17 protein-coding genes are annotated in these 21,847 nt (G+C 63.9%); 10 read left to right on the top strand and 7 right to left on the bottom strand.

The genetic code is table 11. From position 1 onward, the window contains the following. The first annotated feature begins 103 nt into the window (after window positions 1–103). The 4 genes from HKX24_RS12155 (at window position 104) to HKX24_RS12140 (ending at window position 5,565) form a co-directional block, all read left to right on the top strand. Window positions 104–820, top strand: coding sequence for a hypothetical protein (locus HKX24_RS12155; protein WP_271693406.1), 717 nt, complete (start codon window positions 104–106; stop codon window positions 818–820). Window positions 821–1,064: 244 nt separating this feature from the next. Next, the gene (locus HKX24_RS12150; RefSeq protein ID WP_271693407.1) at window positions 1,065–2,639 is read left to right on the top strand and encodes a Re/Si-specific NAD(P)(+) transhydrogenase subunit alpha; all 1,575 of its coding nucleotides are present in this window, start codon (window positions 1,065–1,067) and stop codon (window positions 2,637–2,639) included. Between the two features lie 13 nt (window positions 2,640–2,652). After that, entirely contained in the window at window positions 2,653–4,086 is a 1,434-nt protein-coding gene (locus HKX24_RS12145) for an NAD(P)(+) transhydrogenase (Re/Si-specific) subunit beta (protein WP_271693408.1), read from the top strand. A gap of 210 nt (window positions 4,087–4,296) precedes the next feature. Further along, window positions 4,297–5,565, top strand: a complete 1,269-nt coding sequence (locus tag HKX24_RS12140) for a DUF3422 domain-containing protein (RefSeq protein ID WP_271693410.1) — start codon at window positions 4,297–4,299, stop codon at window positions 5,563–5,565. Here HKX24_RS12140 and HKX24_RS12135 read toward each other — a convergent pair. The 4 genes from HKX24_RS12135 to HKX24_RS12120 form a co-directional block, all read right to left on the bottom strand. Beyond that, window positions 5,501–6,574, bottom strand: coding sequence for a YeeE/YedE family protein (locus HKX24_RS12135; protein ID WP_271693411.1), 1,074 nt, complete (start codon window positions 6,572–6,574; stop codon window positions 5,501–5,503). The genes HKX24_RS12140 and HKX24_RS12135 overlap by 65 nt on opposite strands. A gap of 207 nt (window positions 6,575–6,781) precedes the next feature. After that, window positions 6,782–7,780 carry an ABC transporter permease gene (locus HKX24_RS12130; protein WP_271693412.1) on the bottom strand — a complete coding sequence of 333 codons (999 nt, stop codon included), beginning with the start codon at window positions 7,778–7,780 and terminating at the stop codon, window positions 6,782–6,784. After that, window positions 7,773–8,810 carry an ABC transporter permease gene (locus HKX24_RS12125; RefSeq protein ID WP_271693413.1) on the bottom strand — a complete coding sequence of 346 codons (1,038 nt, stop codon included), beginning with the start codon at window positions 8,808–8,810 and terminating at the stop codon, window positions 7,773–7,775. The genes HKX24_RS12130 and HKX24_RS12125 overlap by 8 nt, the downstream gene beginning before the upstream one ends. Window positions 8,811–8,930: 120 nt before the next feature. Further along, entirely contained in the window at window positions 8,931–10,652 is a 1,722-nt protein-coding gene (locus tag HKX24_RS12120; RefSeq protein WP_168612027.1) for a peptide ABC transporter substrate-binding protein, read from the bottom strand. Window positions 10,653–10,965: 313 nt separating this feature from the next. Between HKX24_RS12120 and HKX24_RS12115 the strand changes: the two genes are divergently transcribed. The 5 genes from HKX24_RS12115 (at window position 10,966) to HKX24_RS12095 (ending at window position 17,835) form a co-directional block, all read left to right on the top strand. Beyond that, window positions 10,966–12,798: an ABC transporter ATP-binding protein gene (locus HKX24_RS12115; protein WP_168612028.1), complete on the top strand. Its 1,833-nt coding sequence runs from the start codon at window positions 10,966–10,968 to the stop codon at window positions 12,796–12,798. A gap of 10 nt (window positions 12,799–12,808) precedes the next feature. Then, window positions 12,809–13,972, top strand: a complete 1,164-nt coding sequence (argE, locus tag HKX24_RS12110) for an acetylornithine deacetylase (RefSeq protein ID WP_271693414.1) — start codon at window positions 12,809–12,811, stop codon at window positions 13,970–13,972. A 95-nt stretch (window positions 13,973–14,067) separates the two neighbouring features. Next, window positions 14,068–15,414, top strand: coding sequence for an FAD-binding oxidoreductase (locus HKX24_RS12105; RefSeq protein ID WP_271693415.1), 1,347 nt, complete (start codon window positions 14,068–14,070; stop codon window positions 15,412–15,414). 23 nt (window positions 15,415–15,437) lie between these two features. Then, window positions 15,438–16,604: a M20 aminoacylase family protein gene (locus HKX24_RS12100; protein ID WP_276154029.1), complete on the top strand. Its 1,167-nt coding sequence runs from the start codon at window positions 15,438–15,440 to the stop codon at window positions 16,602–16,604. 67 nt (window positions 16,605–16,671) lie between these two features. Then, a complete protein-coding gene (locus HKX24_RS12095; RefSeq protein ID WP_271693417.1) occupies window positions 16,672–17,835 on the top strand; it encodes a M20 aminoacylase family protein in 1,164 nt (387 codons plus the stop codon). A gap of 57 nt (window positions 17,836–17,892) precedes the next feature. Here the strand turns inward: HKX24_RS12095 and HKX24_RS12090 are convergent, their stop codons facing one another. The 3 genes from HKX24_RS12090 to moaA are packed head-to-tail and all read right to left on the bottom strand — an operon-like array spanning window position 17,893 to window position 21,233. Beyond that, a complete protein-coding gene (locus HKX24_RS12090; RefSeq protein ID WP_271693418.1) occupies window positions 17,893–18,936 on the bottom strand; it encodes a glycosyltransferase family 4 protein in 1,044 nt (347 codons plus the stop codon). Further along, window positions 18,929–20,221 (bottom strand): 3-deoxy-D-manno-octulosonic acid transferase, encoded by a 1,293-nt coding sequence (locus HKX24_RS12085; protein ID WP_271693419.1) that lies wholly within the window; start codon window positions 20,219–20,221, stop codon window positions 18,929–18,931. Before HKX24_RS12085 ends, HKX24_RS12090 begins: the two co-directional genes overlap by 8 nt. A 4-nt stretch (window positions 20,222–20,225) precedes the next feature. After that, window positions 20,226–21,233, bottom strand: a complete 1,008-nt coding sequence (gene moaA, locus HKX24_RS12080; protein WP_271693421.1) for a GTP 3',8-cyclase MoaA — start codon at window positions 21,231–21,233, stop codon at window positions 20,226–20,228. Window positions 21,234–21,318: 85 nt separating this feature from the next. On the opposite strand from moaA, the gene HKX24_RS12075 reads away from it, so the two are divergent. Further along, on the top strand, window positions 21,319–21,846 hold the full coding sequence (locus HKX24_RS12075; protein WP_271693422.1) for a hypothetical protein: 528 nt from the start codon (window positions 21,319–21,321) through the stop codon (window positions 21,844–21,846). The last annotated feature ends 1 nt before the right edge of the window (window position 21,847 follow it).

The raw sequence follows: 21,847 nt of genomic DNA, 5'->3' as shown, positions 1-21,847 counted from the left end.
GCGGAAGCCTTACGCCTGACTATTGCAGCGCTCGCCGCCTTAGCGCACTGGTCGGATGGGTAACCTGATGACAGGGCCTTGCCAGAACCATTGGAGCAGTAAAATGAAACACATAGAATTTTCAGTTCTCGCCCTTTCCGCAGCCCTCGCTTTTGGGGCAACCACAGCGCAGGCGGTCGAAGTGACGGGTGGATCGGTCGGCCTTTCCTATTCCGCATTCGCGGACGACACCGATTTCAGCCGGCTTGGCGTTGATGGGTCGGTAGAGCTTGGCTTTAACCGCAACCTTAGCTTGCAGTTCGACGCCGGTTACAGCGACTTCGACTTTGTCGACGAAGACAGCCATTTGCTGGGCCTGCATGGCATTTACCACTGGGATGAAGCAACCTCTTTCGGGGCCTTCTACACCCGGGAGGAAGCCTTGGGCGGAGATGCGGATATCTTGGGTTTCGAAGCAGGCTATGAAATGCTGGATTGGGACTTCGAAGGCTATCTGGCCCATGTCGATACCGATGCAGGCGACGGCACGCTTGGCGGTATCAAGGCGCGTTATGCGCTGGCGGAAGGCTTTGGCATCAGCGGCTCCTATGATCGGCTAGGCAGCGATGGAGACGACCTGTCGCGTTTTGCCATGCGGCTCGATCGTGAGGTTTCCCCGACCACCAATCTGTTCTTGGAAGTCGGGTCTGCCAAGGTGGACGTGGGCAGCATCAGCGAGTCCGAGCCCTTCGTCGGTCTGGGCGGTGAGATCAACTTCGGCGCGGATCGTGGCACCACCTTCGACCAGCGCGGCTTGGCGCGTCTGATCCCCGGTCTTTGATCGCGACTTAGCCGTCGTTTGACACTTCGGCATGGCCCTCGGGCCATGCTACTGGCGCGGGGTGGAACGGCTGTTCTATCTCTGCGCCGAAAACAGCAAACCGTTCTTCCGATGTCGCGGTGCAGCAATTTTGCACCGTTTCACCCCGCGGTTTGCTTGTACTATTGCTGCGCGCGCGCTATCGCTCTGACTAACAAAGTTGCGCCAGAGCGGCGCGACGGGCCAGCAAAGGGGGACTCTTGGTTTGAAGATCGGGACACCAAAAGAAATATTTGAGGGCGAGAACCGGGTCGCGATGACCCCGGAAAGCGCGCTGCAACTGCAAAAGCTCGGGCATAGCTGCGTCATCGAGACGGGCGCCGGGGCGGCTGCGGGCTTTGACGATGCCGCCTATGAAGCCGCGGATGTCGAGGTGGTGCAATCCGCCGCCGCGCTTTACGAGGCCGCCGATGTGGTCGCCAAGGTGCGCCCGCCATCTGAGGATGAGGTCAAGCACCTGCGCGCAGGCCAGACGCTGATCTCCATGTTCAACCCCGCCGGCAACACCGAGTTGATGGAGGCCGCGGCCGCGAAGGGCGCGACCGTCATGGCGATGGACATGGTCCCGCGCATCAGCCGTGCACAGAAGATGGACGCGCTTTCGTCCATGGCCAACATCGCGGGCTACCGCGCGGTGATCGAAGCGGGCAACAACTTCGGACGTTTCTTCACCGGTCAGATCACCGCGGCGGGCAAGGTGCCCCCGGCCAAGGTGCTGGTCGTCGGCGCGGGTGTCGCGGGGCTTGCCGCCATCGGCACCTCGACCTCGCTCGGCGCGATCACGCTGGCCTTTGACGTGCGCCCCGAAGTGGCCGAACAGGTCGAATCGATGGGCGCTGAATTCGTCTATCTCGACTTCGAGGAAGAGCAGCAGGATGGCTCCGCCTCCGGCGGCTATGCCTCTGTTTCCTCTCCCGAATTCCGCGAAGCGCAGCTGGCCAAGTTCCGCGAGTTGGCGCCCGATGTGGACATCGTGATCACCACGGCGCTGATCCCCAATCGCGAGGCGCCGGAGCTTTGGACCGAGGATATGGTGCAGGCGATGAAGCCCGGCTCCGTGATCGTCGATCTCGCGGCAGAGAAGGGCGGCAACTGCAAGCTCACCAAAATGGACGAGAAGATCGTCACCGACAACGGTGTCACGATCATCGGTTACACCGATTTCCCCTCTCGCATGGCGACGCAGGCTTCGACGCTTTATGCCACCAACATCCGCCACCTGATGACGGATCTGACGCCCGAGAAGGACGGTGTCATCAACCACGACATGGAAGATGACGTGATCCGGGGCGCGACCATCACCCACGAAAAAGAAGTGACCTTCCCGCCGCCACCGCCCAAGGTCGCAGCCATCGCGGCTGCGCCGAAAAAGGAAAAGGTCAAGGAAAAGACCCCCGAAGAGAAGCGTGCTGACGAATTGGCTGCTTTCAAAGCGCAGACCAAGAACCAAGTCACGCTCTTGGCCGTAGGCGCCGCGCTGCTGCTCGGTGTCGGCCTCGTCGCCCCTGCCAGCTTCATGCAGCACTTCATCGTCTTCGTTCTGGCGGTCTTTGTTGGTTTCCAAGTCATCTGGGGCGTGGCGCACAGCCTGCACACCCCGCTGATGGCGGTGACCAATGCGATCTCCTCGATCATCATTCTGGGCGCGCTGATGCAGATCGGCTCTGGCTCGTGGCTGGTGATCCTTCTTGCTGCCCTGTCGGTCTTTATGTGTGGGATCAACATTTTCGGCGGCTTCCTCGTAACACGGCGCATGCTCGCCATGTTCCAGAAATCCTGAAGGAGCGAGCATCATGGAATACGGATTTACGACAGCGGCCTATGTGGTCGCAGCGGTTCTCTTCATCCTGTCGCTCGGCGGTCTGTCGGGGCAGGAAAGCGCGAAACGCGCGGTATGGTACGGCATTGCAGGCATGGCGCTGGCGGTTGTCGCCACGCTGATCGGGCCGGGGGCGGGGTTCTGGCTCCTCTCGCTGATTCTGATCGCCGCCGGTGGCGCGATCGGCTACCAATTGGCCACCCGCGTGCAGATGACGCAGATGCCCGAACTGGTCGCGGCGATGCACAGCCTTGTGGGCCTCGCGGCGGTTTTCGTTGGCTACAACGCCCATATCGAACTGGGCAACGTGCTGGCGATGGACGAGGTGGCGCGCAAGGCGACCGAGGGTTTCGCAGCACTTCTGGCCAAGAAGGACAGCGTCGAGATCGCGATCCTGCGGGTTGAGCTGTTTCTCGGCGTCTTCATCGGTGCGGTGACCTTCACCGGCTCTGTCATCGCCTATGGCAAGCTCGCGGGCCGCGTCAGCTCTGCGGCCACCAAGCTGCCGGGTGGTCACCTGCTCAACGCGGGCGCGGCGGTGATCTCGCTGCTCTGCCTGGTCTGGTACTTCAACACCGGGGGCTTCCTGCCGCTGTTCATCATGACGCTGGCGGCGCTCTTTATTGGCTATCACCTGATCATGGGCATCGGCGGCGCGGATATGCCGGTGGTTGTCTCCATGCTGAACAGCTACTCCGGCTGGGCCGCAGCGGCGATTGGCTTCTCGCTCGGCAACGATCTTCTGATCGTGGTCGGCGCACTGGTCGGCTCCTCGGGTGCGATCCTCAGCTACATCATGTGCAAGGCGATGAACCGCTCGTTCATCTCCGTGATCCTCGGCGGCTTCGGCGGTACCTCGGGCCCCGCGATGGAGGTCGAGGGTGAGCAGGTGGCGATTGAGGCCGACGGTGTGGCACAGGCGCTTAACGAGGCCGACAGCGTCATCATCATCCCCGGCTACGGCATGGCGGTGGCGCAGGCGCAGGGTGCTGTCAGCGATCTGGTCAAGAAGCTGCGCGCCAAGGGCAAAAACGTGCGTTTCGCTATCCACCCGGTGGCGGGCCGTCTGCCTGGGCATATGAACGTGCTTCTGGCCGAGGCCAAGGTGCCCTATGACATCGTGATGGAGATGGAGGAGATTAACGACGACTTCCCCGAGACCGACGTCGCCATCGTCATCGGCTCCAACGACATCGTGAACCCCGCCGCACAGGACGATCCCAACAGCCCCATCGCCGGCATGCCGGTGCTGGAATGCTGGAAGGCCAAGACGGTGATCGTCTCCAAGCGCGGGCAGGGCACGGGCTATTCGGGCATTGAGAACCCGCTGTTCTTTAAGGAGAATACGCGCATGTTCTACGGTGACGCGAAGGCCAGCCTCGACAAGCTGCTGCCGCTGATCGACTAACGTTTTCTTTTAAAGAAAACGGCTGGGAATTTTTGAAAAATTCCCAGCCCACCCCATGAGCGCCCCGCCGGAAACGGTGGGGCGTTTTCCGTTATGGCCTTTCTGTATACCTCGGTATGCATTAACCCTTTGAAAAAGCGTGATTTTTCACTGTTCATCGGCGGCAATGACGCTATTCTTGGTGGAATACACCCAACAGCGGACCCCGTCATGGCCCCGATCAAAGACCACCCGCAGCGGCTTGCCCTTACCGGCGAAATGCACGCGCGCCCGTTTCCGCAGCTTGCCGCGCCCTCTCGGGTTGCCTTTCTCGCGGTGAAACCCGCGCCCGATGCCGTGCCGCAGGCCGAGTTGAACGCGCTGCTGGCCCATTACGGCGCCCCGCGCGCCGATGCGGCGGCCACGCATTATTACGGAGAGATGGGCCGCTTCACCCTGAAATGGGAGCAGCATACCGAGTTCGTCACCTATACGGTTATCGCCCCCACGGGCCGGAGCCTGCCCTTCGCCGCCACGGATTTCGACGCTTTTCCAGAGGATTGGCTGGCCGAGGTGCAGGGGGAGCGGATCACCTCAGCCCTGCTTGCGGTGCTGCCGAAGCCGGAAGCCGACGATGAGATCGCGGCGCATTTGCAGGACTGGTTCGTGCCCGAAAGCCTCGCCGTGGCGGAGGTGCTGGACGGAGCGGCGGTGGTGGCCAGCGACTTTCGCATTGATCCCGCAGGCCATCTGCGCCTCGCGCTCTTCACCGATGCGACGACCGGCCAGCGGCGGATCGGGCGCATCGTGCAGCGGCTCTGCGAGATCGAGACCTATAAGGCGATGTCGATGCTGGGGTTCATGCAGGCGCGCGACATGGCCGGGGCGTTGAACGATCTGGACGGGCAGCTATCGACGCTCATGGGGGCGATGCGCAGCGGGGCGGGCACGGCGGCTGAGGAAACGCTGCACGCGCTCTTGGACGTGTCGGTTGCACTGGAGGCCCTGACCGCGGAAACCGCCTATCGTTTCGCCGCCACGGGGGCCTATGAGGCCATCGTCTATGAACGTATCTCGGCCCTGCGTGAGGCGCGTTTTCTGGGGCGGCAGGGCTTTGGCGAGTTCATGATGCGCCGCTATGCGCCCGCGATGCGCACGGTGAAATCGACCGAGACGCGCTTGCAGACCCTCGCCGCGCGGGCACTGCGGGCAGCGGATCTTTTGCGGACGCGGGTGGATGTGGAACGCTCGGCCCAGAACCAAGCGATCCTTGCCAGTATGGACCGCCGCGCCGATCTGCAACTGCGCCTGCAACACACCGTAGAGGGGCTGTCGGTCGTGGCGATCAGCTATTACGCGGTGTCGCTGGCGGGCTATCTGATCTACCCTCTTGCCGCGCCATTGGGGGTCAGCAAGGGGCTGCTGACCGCCGCCGTCACTCTGCCGGTTGTGCTTGGCGTGTGGTGGACGCTGCGCCGTCTGCGGCGGAAGATCGGCTGAGCAGAGCCTGCATGGCCAGGCCGCCCAAAGCGATCATCACAATGGCTTCGATGGCCGCGACCGAAAGGGTCGGCACGCCGGAAAGCCCTGCGCCCAATGTGCAGCCCCCGGCCAACACGCCGCCCACGCCCATCATGGCAGCCCCGGTCAGGTAGCGCCCGGTCTGGCGGGGGGCGTCAAAGCTCTGCCACCGGAACTCCCGCGCGAAGAGGCTGGCGATCAGCGCACCGACAAAAACGCCGCCCAATAGCCCAGTGCCAAAGCCTGCGGGGATCGAACTGCTGGCGATGGTCCAGAACAGCGTATCGGCGGAGGGGGAGGTGAAGCTGAGGCTTTCCATCGCGATCGGGTCGAATTCATCGAGCAGGATGAACCCGGTGCCCACCCATGCGGCGGGGACCAAAAGACCGATCAGCGCTGCCATCGCCAGTTGCCCCGGACGGTTGCCCGAGCGCAGCGCATAGGCCAGCGCGGCCACGGCGATCACACCAGCCCAGAGCAGCGCACCGCCGGGCAGGGCGGCGAGGCTCACGTTCTCTCCCATATTCACGGTGACAGAGCCGAGCGCCACGCGCAGCGGTGCCAACACGCCCTTCAGCGTTGCATGGGCCACCACGGCAAAGACGAGCACCACCAGCGCCGCCCGCAGGTTGCCGCCGCCTGTCAGCACTGTGAGGCGCGAGATGCAGCCGCGTGTCAGCACCATGCCCGCGCCAAAGAGCAGCCCGCCCACGGCAATAGCCAAAAGCGGCACGTCGCTGGCCATGAAGCGATGCGCGTCAAAATTGATCCATCCGGCGGCCACGGCGGCCTGCGTGCCGATCACGGCCAGCGCCAGTGCGGTCAGCCAGATGCCAAGCGCTTGGCGTCGGTCTTCGCCCACGAGGCTGCGGCGAAAGCAAAACCGCGTGCGCTGCGCCAGCACGCCGAACGCCAGCCCGATGAGGGCCGCCAGCAGAACGGACGCCTCTTTTGCTGTCGTCTCTTCAAAGCCGAAAGACTCAAACATCGCGAAAACCCTCGAAAACGGAATTATTTCCCATTTGGAGCGGGCGCGGGTCACAATCAAGTGAAAGCGCACAGGGCCGACCCCCGGAGGGGTGAATTAAATTCCGCATTGATGGGAAAAGGGGCGACGCTGTTCACCCTGCGTCAAGGGGCGCAAAACAATCGGCCCCCGCCACAGGGGGCAGGGGCCGGTCGGTTCTTATTTTGCTCAGCGTCCGCGAATGCGCGGGTCGAGCGCGTCGCGCAGACCGTCGCCGAGGTAGTTCACCGCAAGCACCGTCAGCGAGATGGCGATGCCGGGCAGCATCACCCGCTCGGGGAACTCCTGCATGCGGTCCACGGCATCGGCCAGCTGCTTGCCCCATGTGGGGAAGTCAGACGGGAAGCCGACGCCGAGGAAGCTAAGCGCGCTTTCGGTGATGATCGCCGTGGCGAGGCCCAAGGTGGCCGAGACCATGATGGGCGAGATCACGTTGGGCAGCAGGTGGCGGCGGATGATCTTGCCCGGCGTGGTGCCGATGGAGCGCGCGGCGAGGATGAACTCACGCTCTTTCAGCGCCAGAATGTCGCCGCGCACGATCCGCGCGGTCTGCATCCATGAGGTCAGGCTGATGACCGAGACGATGAGGATGAACATGCCACCCTCTGGCCCGAACTGTGCCCGCAGCGGTTGGCCAAAGAGCGTCACGGCGAGCAGGACCAGAGGCAGGATCGGCAGGCTGAGGATCAGGTCGGTGAACCGCATCAGCCAGAAGTCCATACGTTTGAAAAAGCCCGAGAGCACGCCGACGGCGGTGCCGATGATCAGCGCCAGCGCCATCGCCATCCAGCCCACGGCCATCGACACCCGTCCGCCAAAAAGCATCTGCGCAAGGATGTCGCGGCCCAGCTGGTCGGTACCGAAGGGATGGGCCCAGCCCGCCTTCGCATCGCCGTTCCAGAGCAGCGTATAGATCGGCCGCCAGTTCTTGTTGCGGATGTCCAGCTTCTTGGCGTCGATGTCCCACAGATAGGGGCCAAAGATCACGGCCAGCGTGATGAAGATCAGGAAGCCACCGCCGAAAAGCGCGCCTTTGTGCTTGCGGAACTGGTCCCAAACATCGCGCCATTGGCTGCGCGGCGGCTTTTGCGGGCCCTTGTCTTGCAGGGCCTTCATGAACTCGAGGTCGGCTTCGACCGGGCTTGCGGGAATGGGTTGCTCAGTCATAACGGATCCTTGGGTCAAGCAGGCCGTAGAGGATATCTGCGATCAGGTTGAACAGCACGATCAGCACCGCGAAGATGAAGGTTAGGGTCATCACCATCGGCAGGTCGTTGGCGCGTAGCGCGGTCAGCAGCAGTTGGCCGATGCCGTTCACCTTGAAGACGTTCTCGGTGATGATGGCGCCGCCAAAGATCGCGGGCATGCCGAGCGCGATGACGGTGACCACCGGGATCATCGAGTTGCGCAGCACATGCACCATGACCACGACGCTTTCCTTCAGACCCTTGGCGCGGGCGGTGCGCACGTAGTCTTGGTTGAGGTTGTCGAGCATGGCACCGCGCATGTAGCGGCTGATCTGCGCCGTAGTTTGCAGCGCCAGCACCATCACCGGCATGATCATCTGGAAGAACTGCACCTTGAAGCTCTCCCAATCGTTCACGACATGGGTCGTGTCATAGATTGACGGCAGCCAGCCCAGAGAGACCGAGAAGATCACGATGAGCAGCGGACCGGTAAAGAAGGGCGGGATCGAAAAGCCGATCATGGTGATGAACGTCCCGGCCTGATCGAAGACCGAATAGTGCCGGTAGGCCGAGTAGATGCCGATCGGGATGGCGATGACGATGCCCACGATATAGGCCAACCCCACGACCCAAAGGGTCTGCGGCATGCGCTGGATCACGATGTCCATCACGGGCGAGCGGGTCTGCCAAGAGATCACGCGCAGCTTGCCTTCGGAAAGCGCCGTATCAGGCAGCCAGTTGAACAGAGCGGAGTGGTTGGTCAGGTAGTCGATGAAAACCTGCGGCTCGATCCAGAAGACCTGCACGAGCCATTTCCAATATTGGATATAGATCGGCTGGCCGAGGCCAAGCGCCTCGCGCATCTTCTCTTTCACCTCGGGCGGGACCGTCAGCGGCACTTGGGCCATCGGGTCGCCGGGGGCGAGTTGCAGCAGCAGGAAAATCACCAGGCTGATAAACAAAAGCGTCGGGATCGACAAAAGAAGTCGTCGGATGGTGAAGGTCAACATGGGCGTCGCCTTTGTAGGTCAGTCTGTGAGGGGGTGGGGGCGAGACGGGGGCGCGTGGATGACGCACACCCCCGAAGGTCGGTGAAGGGAGGCGCGGGCCTGCCGCGCCTCCGTCCTAGATCACTCTTCCATGCGGTACCAATCGGCGGCATTCCACAGCTCGGAGTCCCATGTGTTCAGCACAACGCCACCAAGGGTGTTGGAAGCAGCCGAGACGCGGCCACGGTCCACCAGCGGCAGGATCGAGTAGCTGTCTTTGGTCAGCATGTCGTTCAGCTTTTTGGCCAGTTCGCCACGCTTTTCCATCTCGCCGGTGCGGCCCAGTTCGGCCACCATCGCATCATACTCTTCGTTGCAGAAGCGGTTGATGTTTTCGCCCTGCCACTGTGTCTCGGGGCTGGGGAACTTGGCGCAGGTCCGCTGGGCAAGGTAGCTCTGCGGGTCGGTGCCGTCGAAGTTGTTGGCGTACATTTCAACGTCTGCATAGAAACGCTGGAACGTGTCGGTCGAACCGGGGTCGCCACCGAAGAAGACCGAAGAGTCAATGTTGCGCAGCTCGGTTTCAACACCGATCTGGCTCCACCAATCCTTGATCAGCGCTTGGAAGTCCTGACGCACGGCGTTGGTCGAGGTCTGGTAGAGCAGGGACAGTTTCTCGCCATCCTTCTCGCGCACACCGTCGCCATCGCTGTCAACCCAGCCCGCTTCGTCCAACAGCGCCTTGGCGCCTTCGATGTCTTGGGTCAGACAGTCGGTGTTGTCAGAGGCGTAAAGCTCAGGCGCAGGCACCATGTTGCAGGTGGCGCGGCCCGCTTGGCCGTAGCCGACCTCGACCAGCAGTTCGCGGTCGATCGCCATGGAGAGCGCGCGGCGCACTTTCTCATCGCTCAGGATCGGGTGCGGGTGTTTGGCCGTGGCGCGCTCACCCTCCGGCAGATCGGGGGAGGCATCGGTCATGTTCAGTTCAAGACGCTCAACCAGCGTGCCGAAAGCCGACATGGGCTTGCCCTTGCCGCCTTCGGCCATCTTGGCGATGACATCGGGGGCCAGTTGCAGGTTCCAGGCGTAGTCGAACTCACCCGTTTCCATCACGGCACGGCCCGCCGCTGTCGCGTCACCGCCGCCTTTGAAAGTCAGCGTGGCGAAGGCAGGCTTGCTCGGATCGCGGTAGTTCTCGTTCGCGGCCATGGTGATCACGTCGTTCGGACGGAACTCGGTGACGGTGAAGGGGCCGGTGCCGATGGGGTTGAAGTTGGCCTCGGTGCACTCGGGCGCTTTGGCGCCGGTACAATCGGCAAACTGTGCCGCCTGAATGATCGGGGATTGGCCGCCCATGAAGGGGCCGTAGGGGTTCGGCATCGGCTCGGAGAAGGTAACTTTGACTGTCTGGTCATCGACCACGTCGACCGAGGAGACACCTTCGAATTTGGCCAGCTGCGCACAGCCGCCTTCGGGGTTCATGCAGTAATCAGCGGTGAACTTGACGTCATTGGCGGTGACGGGGGTGCCGTCGGACCACATCAGCCCGTCTTTCAGCTTCCATGTGATGGTCTTGAGGTCTTCGCTCACGCCGCCGTTTTCCAGCGTCGGAATCTCGGTTGCTAGATAGGGCACCAGCGCGCCGTTCTGGTCGTAGCGGCCCAGCGGTTCGAGAACCAGCGAGGAGGCTTCGACGTCCTTCGTGCCGCTCGACAGATAGGGGTTCAGGATCGAAGGCGCCTGCCAATAGATGATCTTGACTTCGCCGTCGCGGCCCCGCTCGCCCTCATGGGCTTCTGCAAAGGCCATAGGGGCAAGCGCCGTCGATGCGACAGCCCCCATCAATAGGGTCTTCAATTTCATATCTTACTCCATGTTGGACACGTGGGCGTGCCGCTTATTGTCGACGGGATGTTCCCCGCCTTGTTGTTGTCGCCCCGGAAAGAACATGAGCTTCGCCAGCTAAACATAACAAAACAAGCAATATTCAACCTGTGATCGAAGCGCTCTTTCCAAACCGCATGGGCTATATCGAAACAGGTTTGCCGGAAATTGCAAGGGCGGACGTGGCGCAATTATGACAAAGCTCGAACTCTGCGCGTCAGGTTTGACAGTCTCGTGACATTCGCCGTAGCGTCGGGCAAAATCTGCGCCAATAAAAACAACAGGGAAACAGATGCTGGATCACACCAATGGGGCGCCAATCGCCCAAATTCAGGGCCTGCGCGTCGAATTTCAAACCAAAGATGGCCCCGTGGTCGGTGTTGAGGATGTCAGTTTCGACATCAATCCCGGTGAGACGGTTTGCGTGGTCGGAGAATCAGGATCGGGCAAATCGGTGTCTTCCCTGTCGCTGATGCGACTGGTTGAGTATGGCGGCGGTGAAATTGCAGGCGGTCGCCTGCTTTTTGAGCGCGGTGAAGAAGGGCAGGTTGATCTTGCGGCCAGCGGCGGCAATCTGATGCGCAAGATTCGCGGCAATGAGATCGGCATGATCTTCCAAGAGCCGATGACCGCGCTGAACCCCGTGTTCACCATCGGCAAGCAGATGACCGAAGGTCTGCGCCTGCATCTGAACATGACCCGCAAAGAGGCCGAGGCCCGCGCGCTGGAGCTGATGAAACAGGTCCGCATCCCCGAGCCGGAGCGCCGGCTCAAGCAATACCCCCACGAACTTTCGGGCGGCATGCGCCAGCGTGTGGTGATCGCTATGGCGCTGGCCTGTGAGCCGCGTCTCTTGATCGCCGATGAGCCCACCACCGCGCTCGACGTGACCATTCAGGCCGAGATCCTCGCCCTGATGGACCGGCTGAAGCGCGAGACCGGCACGGCGGTGATGTTCATCACCCATGACATGGCCGTGGTGGCGCAGATGGCCGACCGCGTGGTCGTGATGTTCCGCGGCAAGAAGGTCGAGGAAGGCACCGTCGAGGAGATCTTCGAGAACCCGCAGCACCCCTATACCAAGGCGCTTCTCGCCGCGGTGCCGAAGCTTGGCGAGATGACGGGCAAGCCATACCCTGAGCCGATGAAACTCTTGGGTACGCCCGACAAGGAGATCGTGCCGATCAAGGGCCGCGAAGAGACGCTTCTCTCGGTCAAGAACCTGACCACGCGCTTCCCGGTGCAGGGCGGTTTCCTGCGCCGCACCGTCGCCAATGTTCATGCGGTCGAAGACCTGTCGTTCTCGCTCAACAAGGGCCAGACCCTGAGCCTCGTAGGCGAATCGGGCTGCGGCAAATCCACCGCCGGACGCTCGATCCTACGGTTGGTGGAGCCGATGTCGGGGGAGGTGAACCTCGACGGCGTCGACATCATGTCGCTGGACCAATCGGCGCTGCGCACCGCACGGCTCGACATGCAGATGATCTTCCAAGACCCCTTCGCCTCGCTCAACCCGCAGATGCAGCTGGCCGATCAGGTGGCCGAGCCTATCCACAACTTCGGCACGCTCAAGGGCGGGGAGATCAACAAGCGGATCGAGATGCTGTTTGACCGCGTGGAACTGCCGCGCAGCTTCATGCGCCGCTTCCCGCATGAGCTTTCGGGCGGCCAGCGCCAGCGCGTCGCCATCGCCCGCGCGCTTGCGCTGAACCCCAAGCTCATCATCGCGGACGAGGCGGTCTCGGCGCTGGACGTTTCCGTGCAGGCGCAGGTGCTGAACCTGATGATGGAGCTTCAGGCCGAAATGGAACTTTCGTTCTTGTTCATCAGCCACGACATGGCCGTGGTCGAACGCGTGAGCCACTATGTCGGCGTCATGTATCTGGGCCGCATCGTCGAGATGGGCTCGCGCCAGCGGGTCTTCGAGAACCCGCAGCACCCCTATACGCAGGCGCTGATGAAGGCCGTGCCGATCGCCGATCCGCGCCGCCGCAAGTCCGAGAAAGACCTGAACTTCAAACCCATCCCCTCGCCGATCCACCCGGTCAGTTACCGGCCCGAGCCTTCGGTCTACCGCGAGGTGGAGCCGGGGCACCATGTGCTGACCACCGACAGCGGCTATTGAAAGAAGACCCATGACCGAACGCCTGACCCCGCTCGAGTTGATGACCAAACTCATCAGCTTTCCCACCGTGTCGCGCGACACGAATATCCCGCTGATCGACTGGGTGGCTGACTACCTCGCCTCGCACGGGGTCGAGAGCCACCGCTACATCGATCCCGACCAGCCGAAACATGCGCTTTTTGCCCATGCCGGCCCGTGGGAGGAGGGGGCCGTGGTCCTTTCCGGGCACACGGATGTGGTGCCGGTCGACGGGCAGGCATGGGACACCGACCCTTTCACCGTGACCGAGAAGGACGGCCGCTACTACGGCCGCGGCGCCTGCGACATGAAGGGCTTCGACGCGTTGGCGATTTGGGCGCTGGTCGAGGCGCATTATGCAGAAGTCAATCGCCCGCTGCAGATCGCACTCAGCTTCGACGAGGAGATCGGCTGCACCGGCGCTCCGCCGATGATCCAAGCGATGCAGGGCGTGGTGCCCAAGGGCTCGGCGGTCATCGTGGGCGAGCCTTCGACCATGCAGGCGGTGACCGGGCACAAGGGCGGCATCGGCTTCAACACCCATCTCGTGGGTTTCGAGGTGCATTCCTCGCTGCTGCACACCGGGGTCAACGCGATCATGGCGGGCGCGAAGCTTATCGAATGGGCCAATGACGTGAACAGCGACAACATGGCCGCCAAACCGACCGAGACGGCGGCGATGTTCGACCCGCCCTTCACCACCGCCCATGTCGGCGTGATCGAGGGCGGCACGGCCCACAACATCACCGCCAAGGACTGCAAGTTCGCGATGGATTTCCGCGTGGTCCCCGGCGAGGACAAGGACAAATGGGGCACCGCCTACCTCAAGAAGGTGCGCGAGGTCGAAAAGCAGATGCAGGACGTGGTGCCCGAGACCTATATCGAGACCTCGACGCGCTTCGACGTGCCCGCGCTGCAGCCCGAGAAGGACGGCGAGGCCGAGCAGATCGTGCGCCAGATCACCGGTGACAACGCCAGCCACAAAGTCAGCTACGGCACCGAGGCCGGGCAGTTCCAGGAGGCGGGCTATTCCGCCGTCATCTGCGGCCCCGGCGACATCGCGCAGGCGCATCAGCCTAATGAGTTCATCGAGGTGGCGCAATTCGAGGCCGGCCACGACTTCATGCGCCGTCTGCTGACCCGCTTGCAGGGCTGAGCTTTCCCTGACAGACCTGTGGCTGGCCCCGCGCGGGGCCTGTCCTTTTCACGGCCGCCCGGTGCAGCCGCGCGGCGTCAGCCACCGGGGTCCGCATGTCCGCTTTTCCTATCACCCTTGCCACCCCCGCCAGCTACCCGCGCACCCCGCCGCGCGAGAGCGAGGTCGTTGTCCTCGGCGGCGGGGTGATCGGCGTCTGCACCGCCTTGTTTCTAGCCCGCGCAGGCAAACAGGTCACGCTCTTGGAAAAGGGCCGTATCGCCGCGGAGCAATCCAGCCGCAATTGGGGCTGGATACGCCAACAGGGGCGCGACCCGGACGAGTTGCCGATCATGGTCGAGGCCGCGCGGCTTTGGCGTGAACTGGCGCCTGAACTCGACCGTGACATCGGCTTGCAGCAGACCGGCGTCACCTATCTGGCGCAGACCGAGGCCAAGATGCAGGGCTATGCCGACTGGCTGCCCCATGCCAAGACCCACAGCGTCGACAGCCGGTTGATGGACGCGGGCGAAGTTACCAAGGCTTTCCCGGGGCTGGCCGGGACCTATGCCGGGGCGCTCACCACCCCCTCGGACATGCGCGCAGAGCCTTGGGTCGCCGTGCCCGCCTTGGCGGCGTTGGCAGCGCGCGAAGGCGTGAAGATCATCGAGAATTGCGCAGTGCGCCGCCTCGACCTTGCCGCCGGTCGCGTAGGGGGCGTGGTGAGCGAGGCGGGAGCAATCCGCTGTTCCTCGGTCGTGCTGGCGGGCGGGGCGTGGTCGGCGCTGTTCCTGCGTGCCCATGGTGTCAGCCTGCCGCAGCTTTCGGTGCGCGAGAGCGTGCTGGCCACCAATAAGCTGCCCGAGGTTCACGCCGGGGCCGCCGCCGAGGCGGGTCTTGCCTTCCGCCGCCGCGCCGATGGCGGCTATACGCTGGCGCCCGGCGGGGGTCCCGATCTCTATGTCGGACCGGATGCCTTCCGCGCGCTGCGGCACTACCTGCCGCAACTGCGCCAAAGCCCCTTCGGTCAGCGTCTGCGCGGCGCAGCCCCGCGCGGCTTTCCCGATGCCTGGCGCACGCCTCGCAACTGGGCGGCTGACGCGCACAGCCCCTTTGAGGCGATGCGCATCCTCGACCCCATGCCGGACCACCGCGCGCTGCGCCGGGCGCGCAAACGTTTTGCCGCGCTTTATCCCGATCTGCCGCCCATCATCGCCCGCGCCTCATGGGCCGGGATGATCGACACGATGCCGGATATCGTGCCGGTAGTGGACACCTGCGCGCAGATCCCCGGCCTTGTCATCGGCACCGGCATGTCGGGCCACGGCTTCGGCATCGGGCCGGCCATGGGGCGGGTGCTGGCGGCTCTGGTCATGGGCGACGCGCCGGGCCATGATCTGCGCAGATTCCGCGCCGACCGTTTCAGCGATGGCAGTGCCATCCGCCTTGGCCCGACGCTCTGAGCATATTTCGAAAAGGACATTCCATGCCGATCAAGAACCGCTTTGCCGAGACCCACGCCGAGATCACCGCCTGGCGCCGCCATCTGCACCAGCATCCGGAGCTGATGTTCGACCTGCCCGAGACTTCGCGCTTCGTCGAGGAGAAGCTGCGCAGCTTCGGCATCACCGACATCACCACCGGCATCGCCCAGACCGGCGTGGTCGCGGTGATCGAGGGGCAGAGCAACAGCTCGGGCCGCACCATCGGCCTGCGGGCGGACATGGACGCGCTGCCGATCACCGAAGCGACGGGATTGCCGCATGCCTCGAAACACCCCGGCAAGATGCATGCCTGCGGCCACGACGGTCATACGGCGATGCTGCTTGGGGCAGCGCAATACCTCGTAGAGACGCGCAATTTCGACGGGCGCGTGGTGCTGATCTTCCAGCCCGCCGAGGAGGGCGGCGGTGGCGGCAACGTCATGGTGCAGGAAGGGCTGATGGACCGCTGGGGCATCGACGAGGTCTACGGCATGCACAACATGCCCGGCCACCCGACCGGGCAGTTCGCCATCCGCGAGGGCGCGCTGCTGGCCGCGGCGGACGAGTTTGCCATCACGCTGACGGGCCAAGGCGGCCATGCCGCGGCCCCGCATGAGGCGGTGGACACGAACCTCGCCGCCGCCCATGTGATGATCGCGCTGCAATCCATCGCCAGCCGCAACACCGATCCGCTGAAACAGGTCGTCGTCTCGGTCTGCACCCTGCGCAGCGACACCGACAGCCACAACGTCTTGCCGCATAAGGTGCTGTTGCGCGGCACGGTGCGCACGCTGGATCCGGAGGTTCAGGATTTGGCCGAGCGTCGTCTGCACGACCTCACACGCCTCACGGCGGAGGCACATCAATGCCGGGCCGAGATCGACTACCAGCGCGGCTACCCGGTCACCCGCAACCATGCCGATCAAACCCGCTTTGCCGCTGAGGCCGCCGACAAGGTCACTCCCGGCACCGATCGGGACACGCCGCCGATCATGGCCGGAGAGGATTTTTCCTATATGCTCAATGCGCGACCGGGTGCCTATATTATGATCGGCAACGGGGAAGGGGCGACGGTCCATCACCCGGAATATGACTTTGACGATGCCGCGATCCCGGCGGGCTGCTCATGGTTCGCGCAGGTGGTTGAGGACCGGCTGGCAAGGGCGTAAGCATGTGGCAGATAAATGCGACTGCATGAAAACAGCGCCCAACCCAACTCCGGAGGATACTTCCTAAATGCCCGTTAAGAACCGATTTGCCGAGCTGCATGACGACATTACCGCATGGCGCCGCGACCTGCATGAAAACCCCGAGATCCTGTTCGAGACCCACCGCACCTCGGCCACCGTGGCGGAGAAACTGCGCAGCTTCGGCTGCGATGAGGTGGTCGAGGGCATTGGCCGCACCGGTGTCGTCGGTGTGATTAAGGGCAACTCCACCGCCTCGGGCAAGGTGCTTGGCCTGCGCGCCGATATGGACGCGCTGCCGATTCACGAACAGACCGGGCTGGACTATGCCTCCAAGACCGACGGCGCGATGCATGCCTGCGGTCATGACGGCCACACCGCCATGCTCTTGGGTGCTGCACAATACCTCGCCGAGACCCGCAACTTCGACGGCACTGTCGTGGTGATCTTCCAGCCCGCCGAGGAGGGCGGCGGCGGCGGTCGCGAGATGTGCGAAGACGGCATGATGGAGCGTTGGGGCATTCAGGAAGTCTACGGCATGCACAACTGGCCGGGCATGCCCACCGGCTCCTTCGGCATCCGCGCGGGCTCGTTCTTTGCAGCCACCGATCAGTTCGACATCACCTTCGAAGGCCGCGGCGGCCATGCCGCCAAGCCGCATGAGACCGTTGACACCACCGTGATGTCGGCGCAGGCCGTGCTGGCGCTGCAGACCATCACCGCGCGCAATGCCGACCCGGTGGAGCAGATCGTGGTCTCGGTCACCTCTTTCGAGACCTCCTCGAAAGCCTTCAACGTGATCCCGCAGAAGGTGCAGATCAAAGGCACCGTGCGCACCATGTCCGCCGAGATGCGGGAACTGGCCGAAAAACGGATCAACGAGATCTGCAACGGCATCGCAGGCACCTTTGGCGGTAGCGCCGATGTGACCTACCATCGCGGCTACCCGGTCATGGTGAACCACGAGGAGCAGACCGAGTTCGCCGCCGATGTGGCGCGCTCGATCTCGGGCCAATGTGACGAAGCGCCGCTGGTCATGGGAGGCGAGGACTTCGCCTTCATGCTCGAAGAGCGCCCCGGCGCCTATATCCTCGTCGGCAACGGCGACACGGCGGCGGTGCACCATCCGGAGTATAACTTCAACGACGAAGCGATCCCCGCGGGTTGTAGCTGGTGGGCAGGCATCGTCGAGCAGCGCATGCCGGCGGCCTGATAGCGGCGAAAGACGTGCGAGCGCGTCTCCCTCGGGGGGCGCGTTTTGCTTTGGGGGCTAGCCGCGCTCCCAAAGCGCGTTGTAGACGGCTTCGATCCCATCGGCCTCGGCCCGGGCGCTGAAACGCTGTTCGGCCCAGTGGCGCGCGGCCTCCGAGAGGGCGGCTTGATCCTCGCGCCCTAGCAGGGACAGCGCGGCTTGGGCCGCAGCCTCTGCTGCACCCAGTGGCACGACCTTGCCCACGCGACCTCCGTTCGAGAAAGCGCCGTAATAGCCCGCATCGCTGCCGACGAAAGGCACGCCCGAGGCCAGCGCTTCGAGCGGGACCATGCCATAGCCCTCGTAGCGCGGCAGTTGCACCACCAGCGACAGGGCGCGCATCAGTTTCGGTAGATCGGCGGCGGGGTACTCGCCGATGAAAAGCAGCCGATTGGCAAGGCCCGCGGCCTCGACCTGCGCCTTGAGCTTGGTCAAAAACGCCTCATGTTTGCCGCCCGCACGGCCAATCACCAACGCCACCGCGCCGGGGCATTGGGGCAGCAGGCGCAGCATGGCCTCGACGAAAAGGTCGGTGCCTTTCTCAGGCCGGATGCGCCCCACGGTGGCGATGCCATAGGTGCCGCCAAAGCCCAATTGCTCCCAAGCGTTCGCCCGGTTCGTCGCGGGGGAGAAGACATCGGTGTCTACCCCATGCGGCACCACGGCGCGGACATGGGGCACAAACTCCGCCGCGCGCTCGGTCGTGGCAATCACCGCGTCCATCTGCCGGATCAGCCAGCGGGGATAGGCCGAATGCAGGCGCTGCGCGGCAGAGGTAAAGACGATCCGGATATTTGCCCCACGCACATCGCGCAGCCAAAGCGCGCTGCGCATTTCCGTGTTGCGGCGCACATGCCAGATGGCGAAGGGGCGGTCTTGGGGGGGATGTTTGCGGGTGATCCGCCCCGCCGCGACGCGGGTCAGTGGCACCGGACAGCCGGGCAGGGGCTGGCCCACCAGCGCCAAGTCATGCCGGTCGAGCTGTTGCCGGATCACATTCGCCGCCGTGGCCGAGACCCCGGTGAAATTACGGTTGTAGTTGGTGACGAAAAGCTCAGGCATCGCTGTCCCCTCGCAGGCGCAGGGCCGTGATCAGGCGCTCGGCAATACTGTCGAGCTTGTCGGTCTGCCCGGCGGCATAGGCCTTGGCCGCGGCTACACCACTTGCACGGGCAATATCGTTGCGCAGCAGAGCCCCCACACGGTCCGCCAAATCCTGCGTGCCCGCCACCAGCCGCGCGGCGCCCTCGGCTTCCATCTCGGCATAGGTCTCGGCAAAATTGGCGACATGGGTGCCCGAGAGCACCATCGCCCCGGCCTGCGCGACCTCATAGGGGTTATGCCCCCCGATCGGGTGCAGCGACCCGCCCAGAAAGACGATGTCGGATAGCGCGTACCATGTGCCCAACTCGCCCAGAGTGTCGGCCAGATAGACCTGTTCGCGCGGCATGTCGCCCCGTGTTCGACGCCCATGCGTCAGACCGTAGCTGGCGATGAGACCGGCCACCTCCTCCCCCCGCTCGGGGTGGCGGGGGGCAAGGATCAGGCACAGCTCGGGGATGCGCTCCAGCAGTTGGCGATGCGCTTCCAACACCGCTTTCTCCTCGCCCGGGTGGGTTGAGGAAGCGATCCAGACAGGGCGGCCCTCCAAGGCCTTTCGCGCCTCGGCGATGGTCTCCTCGTCCTGCGGCAGGGGGCCTGCCATGGACTTGAGGTTGATCCCCGGCGTGACCCGGTCAGCCGGGGCGTTGATCGTGGCCATGGCCCGGGCCATCGCGTCATTCTGCGTCAGGATCAGGTCAAACACGCCAAAGAGGAACCCAGCCAGCGCGGGCCGTTTCTGCCAGCTTTCGATTGAGCGTTGCGAGAGGCGGGCGTTGATCAGCGCCATCGCCGTGCCCCGCGTATGGGTCCGTCGCAGCATCTGCGGCCAAAGCTCGCTTTCCACGAAGAGCGCCGCATCGGGGCGCCAATGGTCAAGGAAACGTTTCAGCGGGCCGGGGGCGTCGAGCGGGGCGAACTGATGCCGCGTTCGCGGGGGCAGGCGGCCGCCCACCAAACGGGCCGAGGTGGCGGTGCCGGAAGTGATGAGGAAATGCGCCTGCGGCAGGGCGCGCCCCATCCGGTCGATCAGCGCCAGAACCGACAGGCTCTCCCCAACCGAGGCTGCGTGAAACCAGATCAACTGCCCCTCGGGGCGGGGTTGGCTGGCATGGCCCAACTTTTCGCGCGCGCGTTCCGGTGTGACCTCGGCGCGGCGCAGTTTGGCCATGGAGCGCCGCCCGGCCACGGGCAAGATCACACGGCTTGCCGCGACCCATGCCCGGTAGAGAAACGGCACCGCCAAAGGCTCAGCCGCCCGTGTGGCTCATGTGGCGGGGCATCTGCCCGTCAACACGCTGCCGCGAATAGTCGAAATCGTGGCCTTTGGGCTTGCGGTCGATGGCCGCACGAATGGCCTCCTGCAACGGCAGGTCCGTGTCCGGGTGATCGCGCAGGGGTTTGCGCAGGTCGGCCACGTCTTCTTGGCCCAGACACATGAAAATCTCGCCGGTGCAGGTGACCCGCACGCGGTTACAGCTTTCGCAGAAGTTGTGGCTCAGAGGCGTGATGAAGCCGATCTTCTGCCCGGTCTCCTCCAGCCGCACATAGCGCGCAGGGCCCCCTGTACGCTCAGCCAGATCGGTGACGGTGTAATGTTCGGCGTAACGCGCGCGCACGTCACGCAGCGACCAGTATTGGCCGAAACGATCCTCGTTGCCCAAATCGCCCATCGGCATGACCTCGATCCATGTGAGATCTATGTCCCGCTCGGCGCACCATTCGGTGATATGCAGCAGTTCCGGCTCGTTGAAGCCCTTGAGCGCCACAGCGTTGATCTTGATCTTAAGCCCCGCCCGCTGCGCTGCGTCGATCCCGCGCAGCACCTGCGGCAGGCGCCCCCAGCGGGTGATATCCGCGAATTTCTGCTCGTCCAGCGTGTCGAGGGAGACATTCACGCGGCGCACCCCGGAGGCGTAGAGGTCATCGGCGAAGCGCTCCAACTGGCTGCCGTTGGTGGTCAGCGTCAGCTCTTTCAGCTTGCCGCTGTCGAGATGCCGTTTCATGCCGTCGAAGAAGGTCATGATGCCGCGCCGGACCAGCGGCTCACCCCCGGTGATGCGCAGCTTCTCGACGCCGAGGTCGATGAAATTGCTGCACAGGCGGTCGAGCTCCTCCAGCGTCAGCAATTCCTTCTTCGGCAGGAAGGTCATGTTCTCCGACATGCAGTAGACGCAGCGAAAATCGCAGCGGTCGGTGACGGAGACGCGCAGATAGGTGATCGCGCGCATGAAAGGGTCAATGAGGGGTGCTGTCATGCTTCATAGGTAATGCCCCGCCCAACCCGGGGCAAGCGCCATTTGGGCGATTGATAAGGGGGCAGGGCGCGGATAGGCTGCGTGGATGACACGTATAATCTTACCGCTTTTCATCGCCGCCGCCACCGCCGGTTGCAGCAACCTGACGGAACGCCTCGGGATGGATGCCAGCCAGTCTGAGCCTGCACCCGCATCCGCATCGGTCGATGCCACGGCTGAGGCTGCAACGCCGAGCGGACCGGCCCCTGCATCGCCGCCCGCCGCCTCTCCCATCGCCACCGCGGGCAGCAGCGCCGAGGCGCTGGATACCACCACGGCGGCAGAGCGCGAGGCGGCCACCCGCGCGCCCGCCAGTACCGGTGCCGCCTTGGGGTCGACCGTGGTCAGCTTGGGCAGCGCGACGGAGCCGGGGCTGTGGTTGAAAACACCTCTGGTCGACGCGGAACAGCCGGGGCGGGTGACCAACCCCGCGACGGGCAAATCCGCCGCGGTGACGCTGATCCCGCTGGAGGGGCCCGCAACCGCAGGCAGCCGCATGTCGCTGCCTGCCTTGCGTTTGATCGGCGCGTCGCTGACCGACCTCACAACGGTCGAGGTCTCGACCGAAAGCTAGG

Source organism: Sulfitobacter sp. M85 (genome assembly GCF_029285915.1).
Taxonomy (GTDB): domain Bacteria; phylum Pseudomonadota; class Alphaproteobacteria; order Rhodobacterales; family Rhodobacteraceae; genus Sulfitobacter; species Sulfitobacter faviae.
Note: the sequence above shows the minus strand (reverse complement) of the source record. Positions and strands in the feature narration are given on the sequence as shown.